This window comes from Flagellimonas myxillae, from assembly GCF_023502235.1.
Taxonomy (GTDB): domain Bacteria; phylum Bacteroidota; class Bacteroidia; order Flavobacteriales; family Flavobacteriaceae; genus Flagellimonas; species Flagellimonas myxillae.
Genome location: NZ_JAMFLY010000004.1, coordinates 159,867 through 184,403, shown reverse-complemented (window position 1 = coordinate 184,403; position 24,537 = coordinate 159,867). Strand labels below are relative to the sequence as shown.

The following is a 24,537-nucleotide window of genomic DNA, read 5'->3' as shown; positions in this document are numbered from 1 at the left end:
GGCCTCTGGAAAGTTAGAAATCTTAATCACTAACCTTAACCGTATCGGGCACCAAGCCGGAAAAATCACCCCCATTCCGAATTACGTCCCGAACTATGGAAGAACTGATATACGATTTACCCGAAGAGGTTAGCAAGAATACTGTCTCAATCTCCGATAGTTGGCGGTTGGTATGGGCAATAGCCTTTTCAAATTCAAAATCGGCCGGGTTGCGAAGCCCTCTTAAGATAAAATCGGCATTCACCTTTTTGCAAAAATCCACCGTAAGCCCTTCATAAGTGACTACTTTGATTTTGGGCTCGTGTTTAAAGGCCTGTTCTATAAATTTGGTACGCTCTTCCAGGGAGAACATGTATTTTTTATCCGCATTGATTCCTATAGCGATCAACAACTCGTCAAAAAGGGTTATCCCCCTTTGGATGATGTCGTAATGCCCCAAGGTTAGGGGATCAAAAGAACCTGGAAATATAGCACGTCTCATGGCCTGTTGTTTGTTTAAAAATACAGATTTTCTAGCGTAACGCCTCCTCAACGGCACTGCTGAACAATTGTTCCAAACTTATACCGGCCACTTGGGCCTGTTGGGGCAAGATACTTTCTTTAGTAAGACCGGGTGTGGTGTTCACTTCCAAAAGGTGTGGCTCATCTCCTATAAAAATAAACTCGCTTCGTGTATAGCCTTTAAGCCCCAGGGTTTTGTAGATAAACGCCGCAAGTTCTGTCACCTTGGCTTGCTGCGTTTCCGAAATTCTAGCGGGGGTTATTTCCTGGGATTTTCCCATGTATTTGGCTTCATAGTCAAAGAAGTCATTTTCAGTTACAATTTCGGTAATGGGGAGCACCTTTACCGCATTCTGATAGGTAATGACCCCAACGGATACCTCTGTGCCGTCCAAAAACGATTCGATGATAATTTCATCGTCTTCCGCAAATGCTTTTGTAATCGCGGCTTGAAGCTCTTCCTGCCGGTGAACCTTACTGATTCCATAGCTGCTCCCGGCCCTATTGGCCTTAACAAAACAAGGTAGACCTACCTTTTCAACAATTTGGGCCCGATCAATGTTGTCTCCCTTGTTCAAAAAATAAGAAGTTGCACAGGGTACGCCGTATGGCTTTAGTGTACTCAATAAATCTCTTTTGTTAAAGGTAAGTGCAGCTTGATAATGATTGCAGGAAGTTTGCGGTATGCCCAATAACTCAAAATATGCCTGTAGGAGTCCATCTTCCCCGGGAGTGCCATGGATGGCATTGAATACACAGTCGAAATGGATTTTTATTCCTTTGGGTGCAATGCTAAAATCGGATTTATCCACCGGGAATTCCTGATCATTTTCTCCGATAAGCACCCACTTTTCCTTTGTGACAATAATGGGATATGCGTTGTATTTGGGGCCGTCCAAAAATTCATGGGCCACCTTGCCGCTTTTTATGGAGATTTCGTACTCGCTCGAGTAGCCACCCATTATTATGGCAATGTTTTTTTTCATCGGTTTGTCGAATATGGCAAGGCCAAAGTAAATAAAAATGACTGGCTTTCCTATATTTGTTCACACAAGGCTAGGTACATGAAACATTTTTTGAGCTTTTTAAAAAGCAAGGTATTTTTAATTCAATTGGCATTGGCCCTAGGGGTCGTGGTGCTATTGGTATTTTTAACCTTACAGTGGCTCAAGAGCTCTACCAATCACGGGGAGTTTGTGGAGGTCCCTGATTTTTCCAGAATGTCCGTTATGGAGATGCGGGATGCGGTAAAAAAAGCAGGGTTGCGGAGTCAGGTTTTGGATTCTTCCAATTACAATCCGGATTATCCAAGGTTTTCCATTTTGGAACAAAACCCGGCCGCAGGAATAAAAGTAAAGGCCAATCGGAAAATTTACTTCACGGTTAACCCTTCGGGGTATAAAAAAGTGACCGTACCCGATATCATCCAGGTTACCCAGCGCAATGCAAGAACCATGCTTCATGCCGTAGGTCTTGAGGTACAGCGGGTTACCTATAGGGATGAGCTTGGGTTGGATATGGTTTATGGGTTAAAACACAAAGGGAAGCATATTAAACCAGGTGATAAATTGCCCAAAACCTCCAAGATTGAATTGATCTGTGGGAACGGGAAGATTCCCGGAAGTGCCAGAATAAAGGCAGAATCCCAATAGATATGGATACTCCCGATAATCCTGAATTATCACAGGAAGAACTCTTTGAACATTACAAATTTGAGGCCTCCAAAGGACAGGAGCCACTGCGGGTGGACAAGTTTTTGATGAACTTTATTGAAAACGCTACCCGGAACAAAATCCAACAGGCCGCCAAGCAAGGCCATATATGGGTCAATGATGCCATTGTTAAGCAGAATTATAAGGTAAAGGCGGGAGATCAGGTAAAAGTGATGTTCGAGCATCCACCCTATGAGTTTTTGCTGACCCCGGAAGACATACCGTTGGACATCGTTTACGAGGATGACGAACTTTTGGTTGTGAACAAACCCGCAGGCATGGTGGTACATCCTGGACACGGAAATTATTCCGGGACCTTGATCAATGCCCTGGTTCACCATTTTGAACATCTGCCAAAAAACAGTTCCGAACGGCCTGGACTGGTACACCGGATTGATAAAGACACTTCCGGTCTCCTGGTTATTGCCAAGACGGAAACTGCGATGACCCATCTGGCCAAGCAGTTTTTTGATAAGAGCAGCGAAAGGGAATATTTGGCTTTGGTCTGGGGCAATGTTGCGGATGATGAAGGGATTGTCGAGGGTCATATAGCGAGGAATCCCAAAAATCGCCTTCAAATGATGGTTTTTCCTGAAGGTGATCAAGGCAAGCAAGCAGTAACGCACTACAAAGTCGTGGAACGCTTGGGTTATGTAACCCTTATTTCCTGCAGATTGGAAACGGGCAGGACCCATCAGATTCGGGTGCACATGAAATATATTGGACATACCCTGTTCAATGATGAGCGTTATGGAGGGGATAAAATTTTAAAGGGCACTACCTTCACCAAGTATAAGCAATTTGTGGAGAATGCATTCAAAATACTGCCCAGACAAGCCCTCCATGCCAAGACTTTGGGGTTCGAACACCCAGTTAGTGGGGAGTTTATGCGCTTCGATTCAGAAATGCCGGATGACATGGTCAATTGCATCGAAAAGTGGCGAAACTATGCCAAACACAGTGAATCATAAGCAATATCAATCTTAAGATTGATAACACCATTGGCTAAGGGGTTCCAAAAACCAATTTCATCCTTATTTTTACTAAAAATAACATTGGATGAAAATTGTAATCTCTCCGGCAAAGTCCCTCGATTTTGAAACGGCTTTGCCCACCTCAAAATATAGCCAGCCCCAATTTTTGGAACAATCGAAAAGATTGAACACCGTTTTGGTCAAGAAAAAGCCAAGAGCGCTTTCCAAACTAATGTCCATTTCGGATAATTTGGCACAACTCAATTGGCAGCGCAATCAGGATTTTTCAACTCCCTTTACTACCGCTAACGCCAGACCTGCCGTATTCTCATTCAACGGGGACGTTTACCAAGGATTGGATGCATTTACGATACCAGAATCCAAATTGGACCAGCTACAGGACACCCTGAGAATTCTTTCTGGCCTATATGGAATTTTGAAACCTCTAGACCTTATTCAACCCTATCGCTTGGAGATGGGAACGCAACTTAAGGTAGCAAGGAAAAAGAATCTTTACCAGTTCTGGCAAAAACAACTTACCGCACATTTAAACGAGGAACTGGAAGATGATGAGCTTTTTGTGAACTTGGCCAGTAACGAATATTTTGGCGCTATAGACCCCAAAACGCTGAAGGTACCTGTGATTACACCAATCTTTAAGGATTGGAAAAATGACAAACTTAAGGTCATCAGTTTTTTTGCGAAAAAAGCAAGGGGGTCCATGGTACGATATATCTTGGATACCGATGCCCGTACCCTGGAGGATATCAAGGGCTTTGATTATGACGGTTACATCTTTAGCGCTGAGCATACCTTAAAGGAAAGCGAACCCGTTTTTATCCGATAAACTGGGCCCAATAAATTTACGCCCAACATTTCCATTGCAAAATAGGGGTGTTAAGTTTGTGGGATAGGTGCCTTAAATTGTGATGTGCATAAAATATCGGCGCCTATTCGGCATTTATCACGATCTTAGCCTTTCGTAAAAAATAACCATTAGCACACCATTTGACCCATGCAGCATTCAAGACGTCTGGAAGAATTTAGAAAATCGGTCACCAACAAGTTCAATATCTACAACAGCTTGTTTTTGAGCTTACCCTATAGGGATATTGAAAATGTGGGCATGCTGATTCCGCTTTTGTTGGAACAATGTAATGAAGGTTTAAAAGCGGGGAAACAGCCCCAAGAAATTCTGGAAACCTTCTTTACCAATTTTATTGATATAAAGGATGAGCGGGCCCGATTGGATTTTATGTTCAAGATCATTCAATATGTGGAGCGTCAGGTCGTGCTCTACGATAGTGTAGAAGATTCCGCTTTTCCGAAACTACAGGAATATACCAATTCACTTTCCATAAACGATTATTTTGAATTGGTGAACCAGACCAAGAACTGGGATAAAATAGCCAAAAACCTATCGAGTTTTAGTGCTCGGTTTGTGCTAACAGCCCACCCGACCCAATTCTATACCCCAGCGGTGTTGGATATTATTGCCGACCTAAGGAAACTGATTGATGAGGACAGAGTAGATGATATCGACATGACCCTACAGCAATTGGGGCTGACCTCCTTGGTAAATTCCAAGAAGCCGACTCCTTTGGATGAGGCGAAAAACATCATATACATTTTACGTAACACCTATTACGATGCCATCGGTGAACTGTTCGAGTATATCAAGAGCAATATCAGGAATGAGGATTTTGCCAATTACAACATCATTAAGCTTGGATTTTGGCCTGGGGGTGACCGGGATGGAAATCCATTTGTAACAGCTGATATTACCAAAAAGGTGGCCGACGAGCTTCGACTCACCTTAATGAAATGCTACTACAACGAGTTAAAGGCACTTCGTAAAAAATTGACCTTTAAAAGTATTCAAGACGACCTGATGACCTTAAGCGGTCGCCTGTATGAGGCCATGTTCGATGCAAGTTCCCTGATCAGCTATTCGGAGATCATGAATCATTTGACCTCGATTCGTGCCAAATTGGAGACCAATCATCATGGACTGTACATAAAGCAGTTGGACAGGTTCATTAACAAAGTGCACATATTTAAGACGCATTTTGCCACCTTGGATATTCGTCAAGATCATAGCAAGCATTACCTAACGGTGGAAACCATTTTGAAACAGCAGGGAGTGATCAAGGAATCGTTGGACGAATTGAGTCAAAAGGAATTGGTCAGTTGGCTATTGGAGAAAGATGTTAAGTTGGACCCCTCGGCCTACGAAGAGGACATTGTAAGGGATACCATTGCCAACATTAAGCAACTCAAAGGGATTCAGGATAAGAATGGTGAAGAAGGTTGTAACCGATATATCATCAGTAATTCTGAGGATATTTTTTCCGTATTCTTTGTATTTGGATTGTTCAGATGGTGCGGTTGGAAGCCCGAGGAAATCAGTTTTGACATCATACCACTTTTTGAGACCATGAAAGGTATGGATGCTTCTGAAGGAGTGATGCAGACCTTTTTCGATACCCCGATTTACAGGGAACATTTGGAGCGGAGAAACAACAAGCACACCATTATGTTGGGCTTCTCGGATGGAACCAAGGATGGGGGATACCTTAAAGCGAACTGGTCCATTTTAAGAACCAAGGAAACATTGAGCAAAGTCTGTAAAAAGAATGGAATCAAAGCCATTTTCTTTGATGGGAGGGGTGGTCCTCCAGCTAGGGGAGGGGGCAAGACCCACCGATTCTATGCCGCCCAGACCAACGATGTGGCCAATCACGAGATCCAAATGACCATACAAGGTCAGACCATAACAAGTACCTATGGTACCAAAGAGCAGTTTATGCACAACGCGGAACAGCTGCTTACCGCGGGGTTGAGCAATGATCTATATGGCAAGGAGCATGTGATTTCGGCACAACAACGAAAACTCATAGAAACCTTGGCCGAAGCAAGCTTTGACAAATACACAGCTCTTAAACAGCACGAGAAATTTATCCCGTATCTGGAACACAGGAGTACGTTGAAGTACTATACCAAGGCTAATATTGGTAGTCGCCCTGGAAAAAGGGGGAGCAAGAAGCAGTTGACCCTTTCCGACCTTAGGGCCATTTCGTTTGTGGGTTCTTGGAGCCAGTTGAAACAAAACGTACCCGGGTATTTTGGGATTGGTACCGCCATCCAAAAAATGAAGGACGAAGGAAAATTGGGCGAGGTAAAAAAACTGTACAAACAAGTGCCATTCTTTAGAGCATTGATGCACAACAGTATGATGTCCTTGGCCAAGACCAATTTTGATTTGACCAGCTATTTAAAGGAAGATGCTGAGTTTGGGGAATTCTGGAAAGTTTTGCACGACGAATTCCAGCTCTCAAAGAAAATGCTGCTACAAATTGCCGGACAAAAGATTTTAATGGAGAACGAGGAAGTATCCCGGGAATCCGTAAAAATCAGGGAGCAGATTGTGCTGCCATTATTGGTCATCCAGCAAAACGCCCTGTACCATATAACCCAGGAAACCGAATTTAAGGAGCTGTACGAGAAAATCGTGACCCGATCCCTTTATGGGAACATTAATGCCAGTAGGAATTCGGCATAATTCTGGGAGTCAGGGACTTCCCTTTTTTGGAAAGCGAAAAATAAAAAGTATCCATGGTTTTTACCTGATACTTTTTATTTTTAAGCAATGTACTACTACGCCGTAATTGCCCTTCAAGGATTTTGTGTCTATCATTGCTACACCAACAGGAACAACTACTATTGGATATTTGCCATTATATTTCTCCCAGTAGTGGGCTGCCTCCTGTATCTTTTTATGAACGTTTTTAGAAAAAGGGATATCGAAAAAGTGCAGGAAACTTTGGTCACTGCGATCAACCCCTCCAAAAAAATCCAGGATTTGGAAAAGAAGCTGAAGTTCTCCGAGACTTTCGAGAATCGGGTGGCCCTAGCCGATGCCTATTTGGCCGAGGGCTTGTACCTCGAGGCCATAAGTCGTTATGAGTCGTCCCTTAAGGACGTATTTTCCACGGATTTTTATGTGATTTCTAAACTTTTGGAAGCCTATTATTATTCCTCGAACACAGATGAGGTGTTGAACTGTGCTGAAAAAATTAAGGGAAATACCAAATTCAGGAAATCCAAGGCCTCCTTTTTGTATGCCCTTACGCTTGAGAAAAATGGAAAAGTGGAAGAGGCAGAGGAAATTCTGAGAACATTCGACGCGCCTTATTCCAATTTTATGGAACGACTGGAATTGGGAATATTCTTGTTGCGTCAAGATAAACGCGATGCATGCAAGGAGTTATTTGAGGAAATGCTGATGGAGTCTGAAAATATGTCCAAGCAAAATTTCAGGCAAAACCGTGAATTCATCAAACGGGTTAAGGAAGAACTGCAAGCAATTAACTGATGTTTCTCCATTCCCATCCATACGAACCCTTCCTTTTTCAGGAGGCCACCAAACTTATTGTTGGCACCTTACCACCACCGCGGTTCACTACGGGAGACTTAAAGGATGACGATGTGGATTTTTGCTACGGAAGCCGTAATGGTATGTTATGGCCCATTTTGGATGAGATTTTTGGACTGAAGCTGAAGTTTGAGACTACCAAGGAGGCGGTACAACAGCGCAAGCAATTTTTGTTGGAACAGAAGATTGGAGTATGCGATATTGTGGAAAGCGCAGAACGGGATAAAGTGGATGCCTCCGACCTGGGAATGCAAAATGTAAAACTCCGGAATTTGGTGCGTTTTCTCCAGAAATATCCAAATTTGAAAACGGTGTTGTTTATGGGCGGCAACAGTAAAAATGGACCCGAGTACTTTTTTAGAAGGCAATTAAAGGAACAGGGATTGCAATTGGAAGTGGTTTCCAACGAAGTTCCCAGAATCCATGAGTTGGCATTGCCAATGGATTCAAATGAAGGGGGAAAGACAAGAAGCGTACGAACCGTTTCGTTTACCGCACCCTCCGGAGCGGCCAATAGGGCAGTAGGAAGTCTGCAGGCGTACAAGGACATGAAGGCCAAAAACCCCAAGTTTACCACCTTTGATTTTAGGGTGATGCAGTACCGGCCTTTTTTTATGGATTATAGCTGAAATCTAACTCCAACCGAAAAATCAATCCGGGCACTTCCCCAAGGTCTTTCGTTGTCTGATAGTTCCACTGTTTCGACGCCCGATGCACTTTCCATTTCAACTTTTTTAAGACGTCCCCCAGTAATTCCCACTTGGGCCCCAACAAAAAAGTCCTCCGAAATTTCATAGTCGTAACCCACATCCACACTGGAACCCAGGGTATTCCCGGTAAACATAAAAGGGTCCACACGTAGTTGATCGTCCCTATAGGACAAATAACCAAATGCCGAGTTGATAAATACAGCATTGTTGCTTTTCTTGCCCATAATCCTTGTTGCCAAAACCAAACCTACAAACGAAGTTGTTATGTCATTTTCCAATGTCCCATTGATTTCCATGCCATCGATGTCGGTAAAGTTGATGTTATCCATGGAATTTTTGGATTTAAACAGGTTGTATTTTATTCCAATTCCAAAGGTTCTATCAAAAAAATAGATAGCGCTTGTTTCGATATGGTATCCCGAACGCAATTTGTTATTGTAATCCCTAAGAAAAGTTGGAATGGAAGGGCTTATTCTAGCCGGGTCATAGCTATACCCGCCATTAATTGCCAACCTAAATCCAGAGGCTGGGATATAGCCCGGAAGACTGTCTTTTGGAATTCTGATTTTGGGATTAAAATCTTTTTGGAAGGATTTTACTTCACTCATTGGGAGCATTGAGCTTTGGTAACGTCCTTTGTTTTTAAACACAAAATAGATTTCTTCCTTTTTTTGCTTGATAATCAAGGCTTGGATGGTGTCGTTGTCCTGGGTTACTATGATATCTTGGGACAGAACGGCCTGGCAGAAAAAAAGCGTTGCCAGGGCAAGGTAAAATTTGTTCATTGAAGGTCGATTTAGTTGGCTAATTTCAATATGGTTGCATCGATTCTATGGCAGGTGCTCCAAAAGTTCGGCTTTTTGTGCATGGTAATTTTAATCGCGTCACCTCCCGCTTTCCTGGCTTCCAATTTCGCTTTGTCCACAACTACTTCGTAGTTGCACTTTACGGTGAAGCCGGTATCCCGGAGGGCCAACACTCCTAAAACCTCTGCATCTTCCGGTTGTTTTTCATCCAATTCGAATACGGTGACTTCCTTATCGCACTCCAAGGTTTTATAGTCCTTGACCAATGCCGTTGTAATTTTGGGATTGCAGGAAGTAATCAGGAAGAAGGAGACAAGAAGTATCAGAAATTCTTTGTTAAACACAGATTCGGGAATAAATTTAGTTATCAACGCCAATTTTTAAGATTGATTGTGGAAGGATTCGTTTATTCAACAGATGAGCTCAAAATAGCATACAATGCCTCGATACCATAAGCCAGCTGCCCGATTTTCAAATTTTCGTTGGGGCTATGTTGATTATTATCTGGATTCACCATGGGCACAAGAAAAGCAGGAATCTTTAGCTCATTGATAAAAGGTGCAATGGGTACAGTTCCTCCCATGATCCGCCATCGAACAACATCCTTTCCAAAGGTGTTTTGAAGGGTTTCCACCAAAAAGTTCCCATAGGGGTTATCCAAATCTGTACGGAATGCATCTGTAACACTGCCCTCGATAACCGTAACGATTTTATCGTGAGACCTACGCTCCAGCTTGGATGGGATGTGGTCCAAAACATGATACCCCTGATCGGAGATATAGCGTTTTACCAAATTCTTTAGACGGGTGCCGTCACTTTCGGGAACAAGTCGTAAATCGAGTTCGGCAGTGGCACTTGCGGGAACAATGGTCCTGCTTTGGGGACCAACCCAACCGGAACCAAGACCACGTATATTCAAACTGGGATATTGCAGGGACTCTTGGTAGAAACTCCCCACTTTTTCAGATGTTTTAAACTGGAGCTTGTTAGCAATGTCCTCATCGCTATCAGGAACACTTTTAAGCACCTCAAGGATGTTTTCATCCAATTCAATACCATCATAATACCCCGGAATGGTAACCCGGCCATCCGCATCTTTCATGCCTGATAATAGCTGGGCCAATTGGAACCCAGGATTGGGGGCATAGTTGCCATAATGTCCGCTGTGTTGTGGTTTTATGGGGCCATAAGTGGTCAAGGTCATGGTAATGATACCGCGACACCCGTATACCACTGTGGGCCTTTCCGAGGCGTGTATAGGGCCATCGGCAATCAAAAGAAAATCGGCCTCCAATAATTCCCGGTATTGTTTTACTGCTTTGGGTAGCGGTTTGCTACTTTTTTCTTCTTCCCCATCCAAAATAACCTTTAGGTTAAAAGGGATATCCTTGCCATCCTTTTTCAATAGATCTATGGCATTTAAGAACATCACAATAGGACCCTTGTCATCCGAAGTCGAGCGTCCAAACAATCGCCAATCATAGTTGATGTCATCTTCCATGGCATCAAAAGATACTGTCTCAAAACCTCCTCCTACTGGCTTTTTCAATACGGTTTGGTAAGGATTTGGTTGATCCCATTTGGAAGGATCGACAGACTGCCCATCAAAATGCATATAGATCAAAAGGGTCGGTTTGGCATCCTCCATGGGGGTGGCGGCAAAGAAAAGCGGCAAGTTATCCGTATCCAGAACCGCAGTATTGAAACCTCGATCACCAAACTTTCTTTTGAGCCAAAGAATGTTGTTGTCGATATCGTCAGGGTTAAGGGCGTCATTGGGAATGGCAATGAATTCCCGGAGTTCCTCTATGGCGTGTGCCACTTGGGATTTAATGGCCGAAGCGTTTTGGGAATAGCCGGATATAGAAAGGACCAGTGCACAATAACAAACCAGTTTTCTCATAACTCGATTGGGTTAAATTGAAAATCGAAGTTAGCGAATTCCCCTTACAAACCCATCTATTTTTTTAGGCCCATTTTGATCCAAATGTTTAATAAATGCCGACCCTATGATGGCGCCTTTGGCCCTTTGGGTGGCTTGATCAAACGTAGCCTTGTTACTTATCCCGAAGCCCACAATTTGTGGATTTTTGAGTTTCATTGCAGCGATGCGTTCAAAATAGGATTGTTGCGCTTCGCCAAAACCTTCCTTGGCACCCGTAGTGCTTGCCGAGCTTACCATATAGATAAAACCATCCGACGCATCGTCTATCAGGCGGATACGCTCCTCACTGGTCTGGGGGGTAATGAGAAAGACATTGATAAGGCCATATTTTTTAAAGATGGCTTCATAATCTTCTAGATAGACATCCAAGGGTAAATCGGGTAAAATCAACCCGTCGATTCCTATTTCCTGACATTTCTTGCAAAAGGCCTCTACGCCGTACTGGTATACCGGATTGAAGTACCCCATTATAATCAAGGGAATGGAAACCGTTTTACGGATGTCCTTGAGCTGGTTAAAAAGCAGTTCGGTCGTCATACCATTGTGGAGTGCTTGGGTAGAACTGGCCTGAATGGTCGGCCCATCAGCCAAAGGATCACTGAACGGAAGACCAATTTCAATGAGATCCACTCCGTTTTTTTCAAGGTCCTGGATTATTTGCACCGTATCGCCGAGATTAGGATATCCCGCAGTAAAATATATAGATAGAAGTTTTTGGTCTTCTTGAAGTTTGGATTGTATTCTGTTCATTCAATATGGTATTGAGTTATTAGTCCTGGGTATAGCGTAAAATGTTGAATGCCCATTACACTTTACTATAATTTAAAATAGTCGATATAATTCTGAAGGTCTTTGTCTCCACGACCGGAAAGGTTCATGACCACAACATCCTCCGGGTTAAATTTTCGTTGTTCCAAAATGGCCAAACCATGGGATGATTCAATGGCCGGGATAATGCCTTCCAATTGGCACAATGTTAGCCCGGCGGTCATGGCCTCGTCATCGGTGATGGAGATAAACTCGCCTCTTCCCGATCGGAACAAATGCGCATGCAGAGGTCCCACACCTGGATAATCCAATCCAGCTGAAATGGAATAGGGTTCGGTGATTTGCCCATCTGGAGTCTGCATCAACAAGGTTTTGCTGCCATGTATTATGCCCACTTTGCCCAAGGCCGATGTAGCAGCACTTTCACCGGAATGAATTCCTTTCCCGGCGGCCTCCACAGCAATAATTCCTACCTCGGGAGTATCCAAAAAATGATAATAGGCGCCAGCGGCATTGCTTCCTCCTCCAACACAGGCCACCACGTAATCTGGATTTTCGCGACCTTCTTTCTCTAATAGTTGGGATTTGATTTCCTCTGAAATCACAGATTGGAAACGCGCGACCATATCCGGATATGGGTGTGGCCCAACCACAGAGCCGATAATGTAATGTGTATCCACAGGATTGTTGATCCAATCCCTTATGGCTTCATTCGTGGCGTCCTTTAGGGTTCTACTTCCGGATAAGGCAGGCCGGACTTCTGCGCCCAACATCTTCATCCGGGCAACGTTGGGAGCTTGACGGGCGATATCAATTTCCCCCATATAGACCACGCAATCAATACCCATTAAGGCACAAACGGTAGCCGTAGCCACCCCGTGTTGACCCGCTCCTGTCTCGGCAATTATCCGGTTTTTGCCCAACTTCTTGGCCATCAAAATTTGCCCAATGGTGTTGTTCACCTTGTGGGCACCGGTATGGTTGAGGTCTTCCCGTTTTAGATAGATTTTGGTCTGATATTTTTCAGACATCCGCTCTGCGAAATACAAGGGGGTGGGCCTTCCAACATAGTCCTTTAAAAGTTGGTTGAACTCTTCCTGAAAGGAAGGTTCCGCCATAATCTGCAAATAATTCTGTCGAAGTTCCTCGGTGTTGGGATATAGCATCTCTGGGATGAAAGCTCCCCCGAACTCTCCGTAATATCCTTTTTCGTTGACGTGATAGCTCATTCTTGGTTATCAGTATTAGATTGACGATTGTCAGTTAGTAGTCTTTGAAATTCTTTCAGTTGTTCAATGTTTTTCAAGCCCGGTTTTGATTCAAACCTACTGTTCACATCGATTGCATGGCAATACTTGGAAGCGGGACTGTTCAAAAAATCCTTCAATTTATCCAAGGACCCCAAGCCAATACCCCCACTCAAAAAGAAGGGTTTGTTGGAAGGGTAATCTTTTAGGATGCTCCAATCGAAGGTATATCCATTCCCGCCAGGCAATTTTCCTTTGGTGTCAAAAAGGAAGTAATCGCAAGTCCCTTCATAGGGTTTCAATTCGGAAAAGTTAAAGGTGTCCTTGATGGAGAAGACTTTTATGATGTCAAACTGAACTTGTTTCCGGTTCCTATCATGAGATTCCGAAACAAGTTCGGAATGACGGAGTGCTTTGCAAAACTCCGCACTTTCCTGCCCGTGAAGCTGCGCGCCGTCCAAATTATGGGTTTCGATTTGCCGTAACACCTCCTCCAAGGGTGCATCGACAAAAACCCCGATTTTTTTCACCGAGTCAGGGATTTTGGGAATTTCCTCATCAAAATAGCGGGTAGAAGGTTCCCAAAAAATAAAACCCAAATAATCGGGCTGCAATTGGGCCACCTCCTGAATGTTGTGTTTTTGACCGCAAACCTTAAGTTTCATGGCAATTTTTTAGTTATTCCGAAATGACTTCATTTTTTTAATCCATTTATAAATTGGGCAGCATGTTCCCCAGGGTTATCGGTCTTCATGAAATTCTCCCCGATCAGGAATCCTTGATACCCATATTGCCTTAAATCTTTAATGGCCTCGATGGAACTGATACCACTTTCCGAAACTTTTACAAAGTCATCTGGAATTAGTTCAGACAAAGATTTGCTCGTGTCCAGACTCACCTCAAATGTTTTTAGGTTACGGTTGTTTACGCCGAGCATGTCCAAACTGGGCATAATGGATTTGTGCAGCTCCGCTTCGTTGTGAACCTCCAGTAGCACATCAAGGTTTAAACTTTTGGCCTTTTCCGAAAGGGTTTTTATTTCTTCCCGGCCCAAAATGGCGGCAATTAATAAAATCACATCTGCGCCATGCGCCCTTGATTCCAGCAATTGATATTCATCTATGATGAATTCTTTTCTTAAAATGGGAATGTTCACCGATGCCCTTGCCAAAAGTAAATCGTCCAAAGAACCTCCAAAGTACTTCCCGTCTGTGAGTACTGACATTCCTGAAACCCCTGCACTTTCGTAACCTAAGGCCACATCTTGCACGTTCAAACCCTGGTTGATGACCGATTTGGATGGAGATCGCCTTTTGTGCTCCGCAATAACGCCGGTCCTACTCGTTTTTAGGGCGCTTGCCAGTGATACCGTTTCCCTTTGGGTCAGAATGGATTGTTCCAACTGGGAAATGGGGATGAGCGATTTTCTTAAATCGACCTCCTTGCGTTTATCGGCTACTATTTTGTCCAGTATGTTCATTAGTAATCAGTAATCAGTAATCAGTAATCAGTAATCAGTGATCAGTGATCAGTGATCAGTAATCAGTGATCAGTAATCGGTGATCAGTAATCAGTGATCAGAAATCAGTGTATTGTTTTCCTAATTTTTACTTAGTTCCTGCAGCTTCTTTAAGGCTTGCATTCCTTTTCCGCTTAAAAGGGACTCTTTGGCTTTTTCAAACCCTTCTTTGGGGCTGATTTGTTCCACGGTGGCAATGGCCACACCAGCGTTGGCACATACTACATTGTTCTGGGCCTCTGTGCCTTTTCCTCCCAACACGCTTAAAAATATCTGGGCGGACTCGGCAACATCATCGCCTCCCGTAATCTCTTCTTGAGCAATTTTTGCAACCCCAAAATCTGCTGGTGACAATATCCCTTCAGATTCATTGGAAATGGTTTTGGTAGCCCCTGTCAGAGAAATTTCATCATAGCCGTCCAGGGCATGTAGCACGGTAAAGTTTTTATCGGTATTCTGATAGAGATAACCATACATCCGGGCCAATTCCAGGTTAAACACCCCGACCATTTGGTTCTTTGGAAAAGCCGGATTTACCATGGGACCCAACATATTGAAAAAGGTCTTTACTGCCAATTCCCTACGGATGGGTGCCACGTTTTTCATCGCGGGATGGAATAGCGGGGCGTGCAGCACGCAAATACCTGATTCATCAATGGACTTGCGTAAAAAACCTGCTTCATTGCTGAATTTTATGCCCAAAAACTCCATAACATTGCTACTCCCACACTTGGAGGAAACCCCATAATTTCCATGTTTGGTTACCTTTATCCCGGCTCCAGCCGTAACGAATGAAGCCAAAGTGGAAATATTGAAGGTATCCTTACCGTCCCCACCTGTACCGCAGAGATCTATGGGATTGTATTCTGAAAGGTCCACCGCTACACAGAGTTCCAATAGGGCATCCCGGAAGCCTTCAAGCTCTTCAATGGTGATGCTTCGCATCATGTACACCGTTAAAAAAGCAGCAATTTGGGAAGTGTTGTAATCTCCCTTGGCAATGTTTACCAAAATCTGCTTGGCCTCTTCCTTCGGAAGGATATCGTGGTTTATTAGTCGATTTAAAGCTTCTTTCATTTTTTCTTTTTTTATCCCTGTTTGCGCAGTAATCTTTGTCAATTCTCATGGATTCCCGTTTGTCCGGGAATGACCTTAAACTAGCCGTTAAGCCAATTTTTTAGCATTTGCTTTCCTTCCGGGGTCAATACAGATTCAGGATGAAATTGTACCGCTATAACGTCATAGGACTTATGCCGAAGAGACATAATCTGTCCGTTTTCATCCATCGATGTGGCCTCCAAGTCCTCGGGTAAATCGGGATGAACTACCCAGGAATGGTACCGGCCCACTTGGATTTTGTCGGGCATATCTTTAAACAATACTCCTGGCTGAGTGACCGTAATTGTAGTGGCAATGCCATGGTAAACTTGATCTAAATTGACCAAACTACCGCCAAATACCTCTCCAATGGCCTGCTGCCCCAAACATACCCCTAAAATACGCTTGGTAGGGGCGTAGGTTTTTATGATTTCTTTTAAGAGCCCTGCTTCGTCTGGGATGCCCGGGCCTGGTGAAAGCACAATTTCATCGAAGGGAGTAACTTCTTCCAGTGTGAGCTGGTCATTACGTTTTACGGTTACATCGCAATCCAAATCCTCCAGATAGTGAACCAGGTTATAGGTAAAACTATCGTAGTTATCGATCATTAAAATCTTTCTTCCCATTTTAAATGGTTTCAGCAATTTCCAGTGCCTTGTTCAGGGCACCCAATTTGTTGTACGTTTCCTGCAATTCGGCCGAGGGGTCGGAAGCCGCTACCAACCCAGCTCCCGCCTGGTAGTGCAATTGATGGTTTTTACTCAGAAAGGTCCGGATCATAATGGCATGGTTAAAATTGCCCTTGAAATCCATAAAACCAATGGCGCCTCCGTAGTAGGCCCTGCTTGTTTTCTCATATTTTTCTATGAGTTGCATGGCCATGTGCTTTGGGGCGCCGCTTAGGGTACCGGCCGGAAAGGTATCGGCCACAACCTTCATGGTTGGACTCGCTTCTTTCTTAACCCCGGTTACTTTGGACACCAAGTGGATAACATGCGAGAAATACTGGACTTCCCGATAGGTTTCCACACTTACTGTATTTCCATTTCGGCTTAAGTCGTTACGGGCGAGGTCCACCAACATTACATGCTCGCTATTTTCCTTTTCGTCCTGGGCCAATTTTTTTGCCAATTCGGCATCTTGCTCATCGTTACCAGTTCTCTTATAGGTGCCGGCAATGGGATGGATTTCAGCTTTGCCATCCTTTACGATAAGCTGGGCTTCGGGCGAGCTGCCAAAGATTTTAAAGTCCCCAAAATCAAAATAAAAGAGATAGGGTGAAGGATTGATGGACCGCAATGCCCGGTACACATTGAACTCATCCCCTTTAAAACCCTGGGAAAACCTACGGGACAGCACCAATTGAAAAACATCACCGCGCTGGCAGTGTTTTTTGGCCAATGCCACATGATCCATGTATTCCTCATCCTTCAGGTTGGAGATGGGTTCCCCTTCCTTTGAAAAGTTGTAGGAAGCAAAGTTGCGCACATTGAACAATTGGGCTATTTCTTCCACATTACTTTCCGATTCGTAACAATGGGAAAAAATATAAGCCTCGTTTTTAAAGTGGTTTATCGCGATAATATTTTGGTAAACGGCGTAGAAAATATCAGGGATTTGGATGGAATCCGCTTTGGAGGATATCTCAATGTCCTCGAAATAGCGAACCGCATCGTAAGACATATAACCAAATAGTCCGTTGTTAATGAATTTAAATCCATTGGAGGCCACGGAGAACCGTCCACCAAAATTATGGATCACATCGGTGACATCGGTGTCGGGCCCAATCGGTGTTTCCTCCTTGGTGCCATCAGGAAAACGTTGTGTGATCACCTCGTCCTGAACCTTGATGTAGGCTATGGGATTGCAACAGATATAGGAGAAACTATTGTCGTTGGCGTGGTAATCGCTACTTTCCAACAAAATGCTATTGGGAAACTTATCCCGGATCTTAAGATACACACTAACCGGGGTGATTGTGTCCGCCAGAATCTGTTTATAATGTGTTTCGAGTTTATAGGTCATTTTTACCGTTATAAATTAAAAAAGGCCTGTCGTGATGACAAGCCTCTATATAGTTACAATGGGGACTAGCTCACGACGTTCTTCGTAAGTTGATCCACCACCAAGTATTTACTGTTCTTAATTTCATTGTATCAAAGATAGAAATGAAATTGTAACTTCCAAATATTGTTTTGTGAAAATAAAAATCCCGTTTAAGCATGACTTAAACGGGATTTTCAAACACTAAACTAGCTTTGATTACATCTGCAAATCAACCACTAAGTCAAATTCGTCATAAATCAATTTGTCTTTTGCGGTACCAATAATACCCGACCCATACTTTACGTCGTATTTGGTACGGTCAACTTTCAAGGTTGCAGTTGCTTTGGCATCGTACACGGAAACATCAAAGGTTATCGCTGCCGTGATTCCCTTGATCGTTAAATCACCAGTAACCTCGTAAGAGTTTTTCCCTGTTGCCTCAACCTTGGTAAAAACCAAAGTGGCAGTTGGGTTGGTGGCGGTACTAAAAAAATCGTCGGACTTAAGGTGGCCCTCCAATTTTCCTTTGTACTCCCCTTGCATATCGGTGTTGTTTATAGTGGACATGTCCACCACAAATTCACCACCTACCAATTTGTCACCGTCAAATTCCAAAGCCCCAGATTTAAGGTCTATGGTACCTGTATGGGAACCGCCTACTTTGTAAGCTTTCCAAGTAACGGTACTTTCACTGGTCTTTACTTCCTTTTTTTCTCCATCGATGGGACCGGCGACTGCGGTTAGTCCAAAAACGGCCGTTAAGGCCAAACTTAAAATTGTCTTTTTCATGATCGTGTTTAAATTTCTGATTTAAATAATTAGGGTTTATAAATAGGTAAATAATTCTTCTTTGGATTTTCTCACTTTTGCCAAATGTTGGGTTTCGTCCTCTTCAGATCTATAACCCAGAGCCAAAACCACCGAGGCATTCAGATCCTGTTCATCAAGATCTAGGATTTTGTTGTAGGCCTTGGAATCAAAACCTTCAATGGGACAGGAATCCACTTGGAGCTCAGCCGCTGCCTGCAGCATGTTGCCCAAGGCCAAATAAACCTGCTTGATAGCCCATAGGTTTTTATCCTCCAGCGATAAGTTCAACAACTTGGATTTCATGAATTCGCTATATCCCTTAAGCTGATCTTCAGGGATATTTCTTGTGTCGCTCACATTTTGCATATATCCGTCCAACAGTTCTTCCCCAAAATCGGTGACATTGGCAAAGACAATCAGATGGGACGCGTCCGTAATCTGTGATTGGTTCCAGGAAACAGGTCGCAGTTTGGCTTTTACCCCAGGATCTGTGATAACGAAAATATGATACGGCTGCAGGCCATAGGAGGAAGCACTTAGACGGGTGGCCTCCAAGATAAGGTCCATATCGTCTTCCGAAACTCTTTGGGAAGCATCAAACTTTTTGGTGGCATACCTCCAAGTTCTGTTTTTAAGTACACTGTTCATGTCAAAATTTATCTAAAAGCGCGTTTAGTTGTTCGAGTTCTTGATGGGAAAACCCTTGAAGTAGCCTTTCCTCGGTTCGGGAAACGGCCAAGTCAATTTTTTCCAATTCCTTTTTGCCATTGTCCGTGATCATGATCTCGACTTTGCGTCTGTTCTCCGGACACACCCAACGTTCTGCAAAGCCTTTTAAAATAAGCTTATCCACTAAACGGGTGGTGTTGCTCATTTTAGTGACCATGCGTTCGTTAATGGTGGAAAGATTGGCAGGTTTTCCTTTTTGACCCCGCAAAATGCGAAGGACATTGAATTGTTGCTCCGAGATTTCGAAGGGTTTAAGGGCCAGGGAAAATTCCTCACGAATCTTATTAAAAACCAAAGCATAATGAATCATGGTTCTTTGTTCGATGGGGAGTTTTTTCTCTGTTTTAATAATTTCCTCTACGTTCATGTAACGACAACAATTGTATAGACAAATGTAAAGGGATTAATTTTTCAAATTGTATTTTTATCCAATAAATTTTTGTTAAAAATAAAGGCCGCCCTTTGGCTTTGGTTAATTTTGAAACTGTAAAATGCAGCAAATGAAATACTTATTGCTCTCTGTGGGATTTTTGTTGATCTTTACCGCTTGTGGAAACAAGGCGAAGGAAGACAAGACAGCCGAAGTTGTTGATACGGCATATACCCAACCCGTTGAGACCACTGCGGATCAAGTAAAATTCCCTGTATACGATTTTGAGGGGCTACAACCTTTGCTCAATCAAGAAGATGGCAAGACCTATATAATCAATTTTTGGGCTACTTGGTGCAAACCTTGCCTAGAGGAAATGCCCTATTTTGAGGAGGTGAACGCCGAGAGAAAGTCGGAAGGGGTAGAGGTAATATTGGTAAGCCTGGACATGCGCTCCATGTGGAAAACCAGATTGGAACCATATGTGGAAAAGAAGCAACTGAAATCGAAGGTGGTCATTTTGGATGACCCCGACCAGAATGCATGGATTCCCAAGATAGACGCAAATTGGGATGGTGCTATTCCGGCAACGGTTATCTACAACCAAAATAACCGTAAATTCTATGGTCATGGGTTCACATTGGATGAGCTCAATGAAGCAGTGGATGTATTCGTAAATTAACAATAATGAATGTGCTCAAGCTTTTGGGAATTGTATCCATGGTATTTTACCTTGGGTTTTCAGGTACCCCCGTGCCGGTTACCGAAGGATATGACATTGGCGACGTTGCAACTGATTTTTCCTTAATAAATATTGATGGGAACAAAGTCTCACTATCAGACTTTATGGAGGCCAAGGGCTTTCTGTTGATTTTTACCTGTAATACCTGTCCTTACGCGGTAAAATATGAGGATAGGATCATTGCCTTGGATAAAAAGTATAAGTCCAAGGGAGTTCCCGTAATTGCCATTAATCCAAATAATCCCGACAAACAACCCGGGGACAGTTTTGCAAAGATGAAGAGCAGGGCTGCAGCAAAGGGATTTACATTTCCTTACTTGTTGGATGAAGGGCAAAAGGTGTATCCGGAATATGGTGCCACCCGCACGCCGCATGTATATCTTCTGGAAAAAACTCCCGAAGGGAACATTGTACGGTATATCGGAGCCATTGACGACAACTACCAAAACGAATCCTTGGTGAAGGAAAAGTTTGTGGAAAATGCGGTGGATGCAATGTTGGCTGGAAATGATATTGGAGTGACCAAGACAAGGGCCATTGGATGCCGTATAAAAGTTTGATCAAAAGAATTAAAAGATTTAGATCCGGGGTTATGCTCCGGATTTTTATTTTTGCAGAGCTTAAACTCTTAAAGATGTCAGATTTATCACAAGAAGAATGGGAAGAGCAATTGGAAAATGATTCCAATGCCTTTATTTTGGATGTAAGAACCCCAGAAGAAGTGGAGGAGGGATATATCCCTGGAGCCACCAATATCGATATATACCTAGGGCAGGAATTTATGGATGAAATAGGAAAATTGGATACCTCCAAGAACTATTATGTCTACTGCCGCTCCGGAAATCGAAGTGCCCAGGCCTGTGCCTTGATGAACAGTATTGGCATAAAAAACACCTTTAACTTGGAAGGTGGTTTTATGAATTGGGAGGGCGAGGTCGCCGAATAACTCATGCGGATTGCATCTATCATAAACGGACTAGAGGCCAATGGAGGGGTTTTTAGGGAGACCCTAACAGGCTTTCCTTCGGATATGTTGTTATGGAAATCAGACCCCAAAGGCTGGTGCCTCTTGGAAATTATCTGCCACCTGGTAGATGAGGAAAAATTTGATTTCCGTATGCGGGTAAAGCATGCCTTGGAAACTCCTACGGAGCCCTTGATACCCTTTGACCCTATTGGGTTGATGACAAAACACAAGTATTTGGAACAGGATTTTGACCGATCACTCCAGGAATTCTTGGAAGAGCGGAAGCAATCCATTGCCTGGCTCCAAAGTTTGGACAGCCCAAATTGGGACAGCGCGTTGGACCATCCTAGTTTGGGGAGGATCACGGCCGCTTCTTTTTTGTACAATTGGTTGGCCCACGACTATCACCATATTAGGCAAATCAACAATCTTAAACACGCTTATTTAAAGCTAAACTCAGGAGATTCCCTTACCTACGCGGGAAAATGGTGATCATTTCTTATCTTTAATCGCATGAAGGAAGACCTACTCCATTTTATATGGAGGTGCGACAAGCTTCAAGGACGACCTCTTACCACAACAACCTCCCAAAACATTGTGATCAAAAATCCAGGCACTCCCAATAGGTATGCCGGGCCTGATTTTTTCAATGCTTCGGTTGAGGTGGGTGGTCAGCTTTGGGCTGGCAACGTGGAAATGCACCTCAAATCTTCGGACTGGTATGCACATCACCATGAAACCGATGCCAACTACGATAATGTAATCCTCCATGTGGTTTGGGAGGATGATATCTCAATTTTTAGAAAGGACGGTACGCTCATCCCAACATTGGAACTAAAAAACCATGTGGCACCGACCCTTTTAAAGAAATATCAGGAACTTTTTAGACACTTTAATCCAGCGTTCATCAATTGTGAAAGGGATTTTTCCAGTTTTGATGCCTTTATGGTGGACAATTTCATGGAGCGACTATACCTTGAACGATTGGAACAGAAATCCAAATTGATTTTTATGCTCCTACAAGAGACCAACAATGACTGGGAAGCTGTGCTGTTTGCTTTTTTGACCAAAAGCTTTGGCACCAAGGTCAATGGGGATTTCTTTTTGCAACGAGCCCTGCAATTGCCGTTTTCCATCATTAGGAAGGAAAGCAAGGATGCTACCGCCTTGGAAAGTTTGTTTTTTGGATTTTTCGGTTTGTTGGACGCCAAGGATTGCAGTGACGCGTACTTTGAACAGTTAAGGTTGGAGTTTCAATACCTGGGCAGAAAATACGAACTCGACCCTTGTTTGGGCAAGCCCGATTTTTTTGGTTTGAGGCCTGCCAATTTCCCGACAATTCGGTTGTCCCAGCTTGCCAATTTATACGCAAATCGGCAAAATTTGTTCGCTGTTTTAATGGAAACCGATTCTTTGGAAAGACTGTACAAAGTGCTACAAACCTCCTCCAGTGTATATTGGCATGACCATTTTACTTTTGGTAGGACTTCCAGAAAAAGAGTCAAGAAATTGTCCCGGGATTTTATGGATTTATTGGTCATCAATACTTTGGTTCCCATAAAATTTTGCTATGCCAAACATTTGGGGAGGGACTGGAGTGGGAACCTGATTACTTTGGTGTCGGAAGTCAAAGGCGAATCCAACTCCATCATCAAGAACTTTGAAACTTTGGGTTCCAAAACCAAGAATGCGCTGGAAAGTCAAGCCAAAATTCAACTGTACAGGGAGTATTGCTCCAAAAATAAATGTTTGCAATGTACCTTGGGTTCCAATTTATTGAACAGAAATACATAATTTTAGCCAGGTATCTGTACGGCGCAAAGATCCGCTAGATACGGATAATCGTTATGGGCTTGTTTTATAATACACTTTACTTTTTCCAAAAACGCGGATTTGAGGTTTGCCGTCGGATAGCCGAGCGGTTGGGCATCAGGGCGCGGGTGGTTAGAACCACTTTTATTTATCTCACGTTTGTAACCCTGGGGTTTGGATTTGCGCTATACCTTTTTATTGCGTTTTGGTTAAAGATCAAAGACTTGGTGTACACAAAGCGAACCTCCGTTTTTGACCTATAAATATGATAAGATTGCTCCGTTCCAAAATCGTATGGGCCCTTAGTTTAATGGTGCTTGTTCTATTGTTTGGGGTGGTGGGCTACAAATTGCTCGCGGACTTTTCGTGGGTGGAGGCCATTTATATGACTATCATTACGGTGACTACGGTGGGCTTCTCCGAGGTGAGGCCGTTAGACCCCAATGCAAAGATTTTTACCGTATTTTTAATCGTAACCAGTGTTTTCATTTTTGGTTTTGCCATCTCGGTGATCACAGAATATCTGTTGGGCAGAAATTCGCTTCAAATATTAAAGAGGAAAAAAGTGAAAAAAAGAATAGACAGTTTGTCAAACCATGTGGTGGTATGTGGTTTTGGAAGGAATGGCATGCAGGCCGCAGAAAGGTTAAAGGCCTATAAAAAACCCTTTGTGGTGATAGAACGGGACAAGGAAGTTATAGAGCGGCACGAAGAGGACATTCTATTTGTAGAAGGCGATGCCAATGAAGATGAAGTTTTGCTTCAAGCTGGAATTGAGCGCGCCCAATATTTGATTTCCGCGGTTCCTGACGATGCCGAGAACCTATTTATTGTACTTACCGCCAGGCAGCTCAACAAAAATCTCTTTATCATCAGTAGGGCTTCGCAGGTTACCACCCAGACCAAATTGCAGTTTGCCGGAGCGAATAAGGTAATCATGCCCGACAAAATTGGAGGTGATCACATGGCCTCCTTGGTGGTCATGCCCGATTTGATCACATTTATGGATAAACTTTCCATGGAAGGGGAGCACACCACCAATCTTGAAGAAGTGGAAATTGAGGACTTTACCAACCAAATGGACTGTAGTTCGTTACGTGATTTGGACCTGAGAAGAAAGACCGGATGCACTATAATTGGTTATATAGAACCCGATGGCAACTACATCATTAATCCAGAGGCAGATCTTCAATTACAACCTAAAGGAAAAGTGATTGTTTTGGGAAGACCAGAGCAGATCAGGAAACTCAACGAAATGTTTCAAATAGGGTAGTTTTATAACTTTTAAATTTGATTCCGTTGAATTTTTTTAGGATATTGCCCGCTATACATTAAACTAAAACACC

The 24,537-nt window shown here is 43.3% G+C and carries 28 protein-coding genes; 13 read left to right on the top strand and 15 right to left on the bottom strand.

Annotated features, from left to right (window positions below):
* Positions 1–22 precede the first annotated feature (22 nt).
* Together coaD and M3P07_RS16070 are read right to left on the bottom strand one after the other, a co-directional pair.
* Entirely contained in the window at positions 23–481 is a 459-nt protein-coding gene (coaD, locus tag M3P07_RS16075) for a pantetheine-phosphate adenylyltransferase (RefSeq protein ID WP_249970942.1), read from the bottom strand.
* A gap of 31 nt (positions 482–512) precedes the next feature.
* On the bottom strand, positions 513–1,487 hold the full coding sequence (locus M3P07_RS16070; RefSeq protein WP_249970941.1) for a D-alanine--D-alanine ligase: 975 nt from the start codon (positions 1,485–1,487) through the stop codon (positions 513–515).
* A 78-nt stretch (positions 1,488–1,565) separates the two neighbouring features.
* Between M3P07_RS16070 and M3P07_RS16065 the strand changes: the two genes are divergently transcribed.
* From M3P07_RS16065 to M3P07_RS16040, 6 genes are all read left to right on the top strand, one after another.
* On the top strand, positions 1,566–2,153 hold the full coding sequence (locus tag M3P07_RS16065) for a PASTA domain-containing protein (RefSeq protein WP_249970940.1): 588 nt from the start codon (positions 1,566–1,568) through the stop codon (positions 2,151–2,153).
* A 2-nt stretch (positions 2,154–2,155) separates the two neighbouring features.
* Positions 2,156–3,184, top strand: a complete 1,029-nt coding sequence (locus M3P07_RS16060; RefSeq protein ID WP_249970939.1) for an RluA family pseudouridine synthase — start codon at positions 2,156–2,158, stop codon at positions 3,182–3,184.
* 88 nt (positions 3,185–3,272) lie between these two features.
* Positions 3,273–4,034: a peroxide stress protein YaaA gene (yaaA, locus tag M3P07_RS16055; RefSeq protein ID WP_249970938.1), complete on the top strand. Its 762-nt coding sequence runs from the start codon at positions 3,273–3,275 to the stop codon at positions 4,032–4,034.
* Between the two features lie 168 nt (positions 4,035–4,202).
* Positions 4,203–6,749 (top strand): phosphoenolpyruvate carboxylase, encoded by a 2,547-nt coding sequence (locus M3P07_RS16050; RefSeq protein ID WP_249970937.1) that lies wholly within the window; start codon positions 4,203–4,205, stop codon positions 6,747–6,749.
* Positions 6,750–6,836: 87 nt separating this feature from the next.
* On the top strand, positions 6,837–7,562 hold the full coding sequence (locus tag M3P07_RS16045; protein ID WP_249970936.1) for a PLDc N-terminal domain-containing protein: 726 nt from the start codon (positions 6,837–6,839) through the stop codon (positions 7,560–7,562).
* Positions 7,562–8,251, top strand: a complete 690-nt coding sequence (locus M3P07_RS16040; protein ID WP_249970935.1) for a uracil-DNA glycosylase family protein — start codon at positions 7,562–7,564, stop codon at positions 8,249–8,251. The genes M3P07_RS16045 and M3P07_RS16040 overlap by 1 nt, the downstream gene beginning before the upstream one ends.
* Here M3P07_RS16040 and M3P07_RS16035 read toward each other — a convergent pair.
* The 13 genes from M3P07_RS16035 to M3P07_RS15975 all read right to left on the bottom strand — a co-directional run bounded on the left by M3P07_RS16035 (position 8,242) and on the right by M3P07_RS15975 (position 19,667).
* Positions 8,242–9,117 carry a hypothetical protein gene (locus M3P07_RS16035; RefSeq protein WP_249970934.1) on the bottom strand — a complete coding sequence of 292 codons (876 nt, stop codon included), beginning with the start codon at positions 9,115–9,117 and terminating at the stop codon, positions 8,242–8,244. The two genes, M3P07_RS16040 and M3P07_RS16035, sit on opposite strands and share 10 nt — an antisense overlap.
* A gap of 11 nt (positions 9,118–9,128) precedes the next feature.
* Complete coding sequence (locus M3P07_RS16030) at positions 9,129–9,515, bottom strand: hypothetical protein (RefSeq protein WP_249970933.1); 387 nt, start codon at positions 9,513–9,515, stop codon at positions 9,129–9,131.
* Positions 9,516–9,544: 29 nt separating this feature from the next.
* Positions 9,545–11,041 (bottom strand): M20/M25/M40 family metallo-hydrolase, encoded by a 1,497-nt coding sequence (locus tag M3P07_RS16025; RefSeq protein WP_249970932.1) that lies wholly within the window; start codon positions 11,039–11,041, stop codon positions 9,545–9,547.
* 30 nt (positions 11,042–11,071) lie between these two features.
* A complete protein-coding gene (gene trpA, locus M3P07_RS16020; RefSeq protein ID WP_249970931.1) occupies positions 11,072–11,833 on the bottom strand; it encodes a tryptophan synthase subunit alpha in 762 nt (253 codons plus the stop codon).
* A 65-nt stretch (positions 11,834–11,898) separates the two neighbouring features.
* On the bottom strand, positions 11,899–13,080 hold the full coding sequence (gene trpB / locus M3P07_RS16015; RefSeq protein ID WP_249970930.1) for a tryptophan synthase subunit beta: 1,182 nt from the start codon (positions 13,078–13,080) through the stop codon (positions 11,899–11,901).
* The gene (locus M3P07_RS16010; RefSeq protein ID WP_249970929.1) at positions 13,077–13,763 is read right to left on the bottom strand and encodes a phosphoribosylanthranilate isomerase; all 687 of its coding nucleotides are present in this window, start codon (positions 13,761–13,763) and stop codon (positions 13,077–13,079) included. Before M3P07_RS16010 ends, trpB begins: the two co-directional genes overlap by 4 nt.
* Before the next feature lie 29 nt (positions 13,764–13,792).
* Positions 13,793–14,578 carry an indole-3-glycerol phosphate synthase TrpC gene (gene trpC / locus M3P07_RS16005; RefSeq protein ID WP_249970928.1) on the bottom strand — a complete coding sequence of 262 codons (786 nt, stop codon included), beginning with the start codon at positions 14,576–14,578 and terminating at the stop codon, positions 13,793–13,795.
* A gap of 120 nt (positions 14,579–14,698) precedes the next feature.
* Complete coding sequence (gene trpD, locus M3P07_RS16000; protein WP_249970927.1) at positions 14,699–15,694, bottom strand: anthranilate phosphoribosyltransferase; 996 nt, start codon at positions 15,692–15,694, stop codon at positions 14,699–14,701.
* A gap of 80 nt (positions 15,695–15,774) precedes the next feature.
* Positions 15,775–16,341 carry an anthranilate synthase component II gene (locus tag M3P07_RS15995; RefSeq protein ID WP_249970926.1) on the bottom strand — a complete coding sequence of 189 codons (567 nt, stop codon included), beginning with the start codon at positions 16,339–16,341 and terminating at the stop codon, positions 15,775–15,777.
* Position 16,342: 1 nt separating this feature from the next.
* On the bottom strand, positions 16,343–17,740 hold the full coding sequence (locus M3P07_RS15990) for an anthranilate synthase component I family protein (RefSeq protein ID WP_249970925.1): 1,398 nt from the start codon (positions 17,738–17,740) through the stop codon (positions 16,343–16,345).
* Positions 17,741–17,977: 237 nt separating this feature from the next.
* Positions 17,978–18,550, bottom strand: coding sequence for a YceI family protein (locus M3P07_RS15985; RefSeq protein ID WP_249970924.1), 573 nt, complete (start codon positions 18,548–18,550; stop codon positions 17,978–17,980).
* A gap of 36 nt (positions 18,551–18,586) precedes the next feature.
* A complete protein-coding gene (locus tag M3P07_RS15980; protein WP_249970923.1) occupies positions 18,587–19,219 on the bottom strand; it encodes an NAD(P)H-dependent oxidoreductase in 633 nt (210 codons plus the stop codon).
* Position 19,220: 1 nt separating this feature from the next.
* A complete protein-coding gene (locus tag M3P07_RS15975; RefSeq protein ID WP_249970922.1) occupies positions 19,221–19,667 on the bottom strand; it encodes a MarR family winged helix-turn-helix transcriptional regulator in 447 nt (148 codons plus the stop codon).
* Positions 19,668–19,800: 133 nt separating this feature from the next.
* Between M3P07_RS15975 and M3P07_RS15970 the strand changes: the two genes are divergently transcribed.
* The 7 genes from M3P07_RS15970 to M3P07_RS15940 all read left to right on the top strand — a co-directional run bounded on the left by M3P07_RS15970 (position 19,801) and on the right by M3P07_RS15940 (position 24,464).
* Positions 19,801–20,352 carry a TlpA disulfide reductase family protein gene (locus M3P07_RS15970; protein WP_249970921.1) on the top strand — a complete coding sequence of 184 codons (552 nt, stop codon included), beginning with the start codon at positions 19,801–19,803 and terminating at the stop codon, positions 20,350–20,352.
* A gap of 38 nt (positions 20,353–20,390) precedes the next feature.
* Positions 20,391–20,972, top strand: a complete 582-nt coding sequence (locus M3P07_RS15965) for a thioredoxin family protein (RefSeq protein ID WP_249970984.1) — start codon at positions 20,391–20,393, stop codon at positions 20,970–20,972.
* Between the two features lie 74 nt (positions 20,973–21,046).
* Positions 21,047–21,358: a rhodanese-like domain-containing protein gene (locus M3P07_RS15960; RefSeq protein WP_249970920.1), complete on the top strand. Its 312-nt coding sequence runs from the start codon at positions 21,047–21,049 to the stop codon at positions 21,356–21,358.
* 3 nt (positions 21,359–21,361) lie between these two features.
* Positions 21,362–21,871 (top strand): DinB family protein, encoded by a 510-nt coding sequence (locus M3P07_RS15955; protein WP_249970919.1) that lies wholly within the window; start codon positions 21,362–21,364, stop codon positions 21,869–21,871.
* Positions 21,872–21,892: 21 nt separating this feature from the next.
* Positions 21,893–23,173: a DUF2851 family protein gene (locus M3P07_RS15950; protein WP_249970918.1), complete on the top strand. Its 1,281-nt coding sequence runs from the start codon at positions 21,893–21,895 to the stop codon at positions 23,171–23,173.
* A 53-nt stretch (positions 23,174–23,226) separates the two neighbouring features.
* Positions 23,227–23,454 (top strand): PspC domain-containing protein, encoded by a 228-nt coding sequence (locus M3P07_RS15945; RefSeq protein ID WP_138839391.1) that lies wholly within the window; start codon positions 23,227–23,229, stop codon positions 23,452–23,454.
* Between the two features lie 2 nt (positions 23,455–23,456).
* Positions 23,457–24,464, top strand: a complete 1,008-nt coding sequence (locus tag M3P07_RS15940; RefSeq protein WP_249970917.1) for a potassium channel family protein — start codon at positions 23,457–23,459, stop codon at positions 24,462–24,464.
* Positions 24,465–24,537 lie beyond the last annotated feature (73 nt).

Excerpts from the sequence above, each read along its gene's own strand:
- M3P07_RS15955 (WP_249970919.1), top strand. The coding sequence starts at position 21,362 with ATGCGGATTGCATCTATCATAAACGGACTAGAGGCCAATGGAGGGGTT.
- M3P07_RS15950 (WP_249970918.1), top strand. The coding sequence starts at position 21,893 with ATGAAGGAAGACCTACTCCATTTTATATGGAGGTGCGACAAGCTTCAA.
- M3P07_RS15975 (WP_249970922.1), bottom strand. The coding sequence starts at position 19,667 with ATGAACGTAGAGGAAATTATTAAAACAGAGAAAAAACTCCCCATCGAA.
- trpB (WP_249970930.1), bottom strand. The coding sequence starts at position 13,080 with ATGAGCTATCACGTCAACGAAAAAGGATATTACGGAGAGTTCGGGGGA.
- M3P07_RS16045 (WP_249970936.1), top strand. The coding sequence starts at position 6,837 with ATGTACTACTACGCCGTAATTGCCCTTCAAGGATTTTGTGTCTATCAT.
- M3P07_RS15990 (WP_249970925.1), bottom strand. The coding sequence starts at position 17,740 with ATGACCTATAAACTCGAAACACATTATAAACAGATTCTGGCGGACACA.
- coaD (WP_249970942.1), bottom strand. The coding sequence starts at position 481 with ATGAGACGTGCTATATTTCCAGGTTCTTTTGATCCCCTAACCTTGGGG.
- trpA (WP_249970931.1), bottom strand. The coding sequence starts at position 11,833 with ATGAACAGAATACAATCCAAACTTCAAGAAGACCAAAAACTTCTATCT.
- M3P07_RS16010 (WP_249970929.1), bottom strand. The coding sequence starts at position 13,763 with ATGAAACTTAAGGTTTGCGGTCAAAAACACAACATTCAGGAGGTGGCC.
- M3P07_RS15960 (WP_249970920.1), top strand. The coding sequence starts at position 21,047 with ATGTCAGATTTATCACAAGAAGAATGGGAAGAGCAATTGGAAAATGAT.
- M3P07_RS15940 (WP_249970917.1), top strand. The coding sequence starts at position 23,457 with ATGATAAGATTGCTCCGTTCCAAAATCGTATGGGCCCTTAGTTTAATG.
- yaaA (WP_249970938.1), top strand. The coding sequence starts at position 3,273 with ATGAAAATTGTAATCTCTCCGGCAAAGTCCCTCGATTTTGAAACGGCT.
- M3P07_RS15995 (WP_249970926.1), bottom strand. The coding sequence starts at position 16,341 with ATGGGAAGAAAGATTTTAATGATCGATAACTACGATAGTTTTACCTAT.
- M3P07_RS15945 (WP_138839391.1), top strand. The coding sequence starts at position 23,227 with ATGGGCTTGTTTTATAATACACTTTACTTTTTCCAAAAACGCGGATTT.
- M3P07_RS16060 (WP_249970939.1), top strand. The coding sequence starts at position 2,156 with ATGGATACTCCCGATAATCCTGAATTATCACAGGAAGAACTCTTTGAA.
- M3P07_RS16040 (WP_249970935.1), top strand. The coding sequence starts at position 7,562 with ATGTTTCTCCATTCCCATCCATACGAACCCTTCCTTTTTCAGGAGGCC.
- M3P07_RS16035 (WP_249970934.1), bottom strand. The coding sequence starts at position 9,117 with ATGAACAAATTTTACCTTGCCCTGGCAACGCTTTTTTTCTGCCAGGCC.
- M3P07_RS16050 (WP_249970937.1), top strand. The coding sequence starts at position 4,203 with ATGCAGCATTCAAGACGTCTGGAAGAATTTAGAAAATCGGTCACCAAC.
- trpC (WP_249970928.1), bottom strand. The coding sequence starts at position 14,578 with ATGAACATACTGGACAAAATAGTAGCCGATAAACGCAAGGAGGTCGAT.
- M3P07_RS16025 (WP_249970932.1), bottom strand. The coding sequence starts at position 11,041 with ATGAGAAAACTGGTTTGTTATTGTGCACTGGTCCTTTCTATATCCGGC.
- M3P07_RS15970 (WP_249970921.1), top strand. The coding sequence starts at position 19,801 with ATGAAATACTTATTGCTCTCTGTGGGATTTTTGTTGATCTTTACCGCT.
- M3P07_RS15985 (WP_249970924.1), bottom strand. The coding sequence starts at position 18,550 with ATGAAAAAGACAATTTTAAGTTTGGCCTTAACGGCCGTTTTTGGACTA.
- M3P07_RS15965 (WP_249970984.1), top strand. The coding sequence starts at position 20,391 with ATGGTATTTTACCTTGGGTTTTCAGGTACCCCCGTGCCGGTTACCGAA.
- M3P07_RS16070 (WP_249970941.1), bottom strand. The coding sequence starts at position 1,487 with ATGAAAAAAAACATTGCCATAATAATGGGTGGCTACTCGAGCGAGTAC.
- M3P07_RS15980 (WP_249970923.1), bottom strand. The coding sequence starts at position 19,219 with ATGAACAGTGTACTTAAAAACAGAACTTGGAGGTATGCCACCAAAAAG.
- M3P07_RS16065 (WP_249970940.1), top strand. The coding sequence starts at position 1,566 with ATGAAACATTTTTTGAGCTTTTTAAAAAGCAAGGTATTTTTAATTCAA.
- trpD (WP_249970927.1), bottom strand. The coding sequence starts at position 15,694 with ATGAAAGAAGCTTTAAATCGACTAATAAACCACGATATCCTTCCGAAG.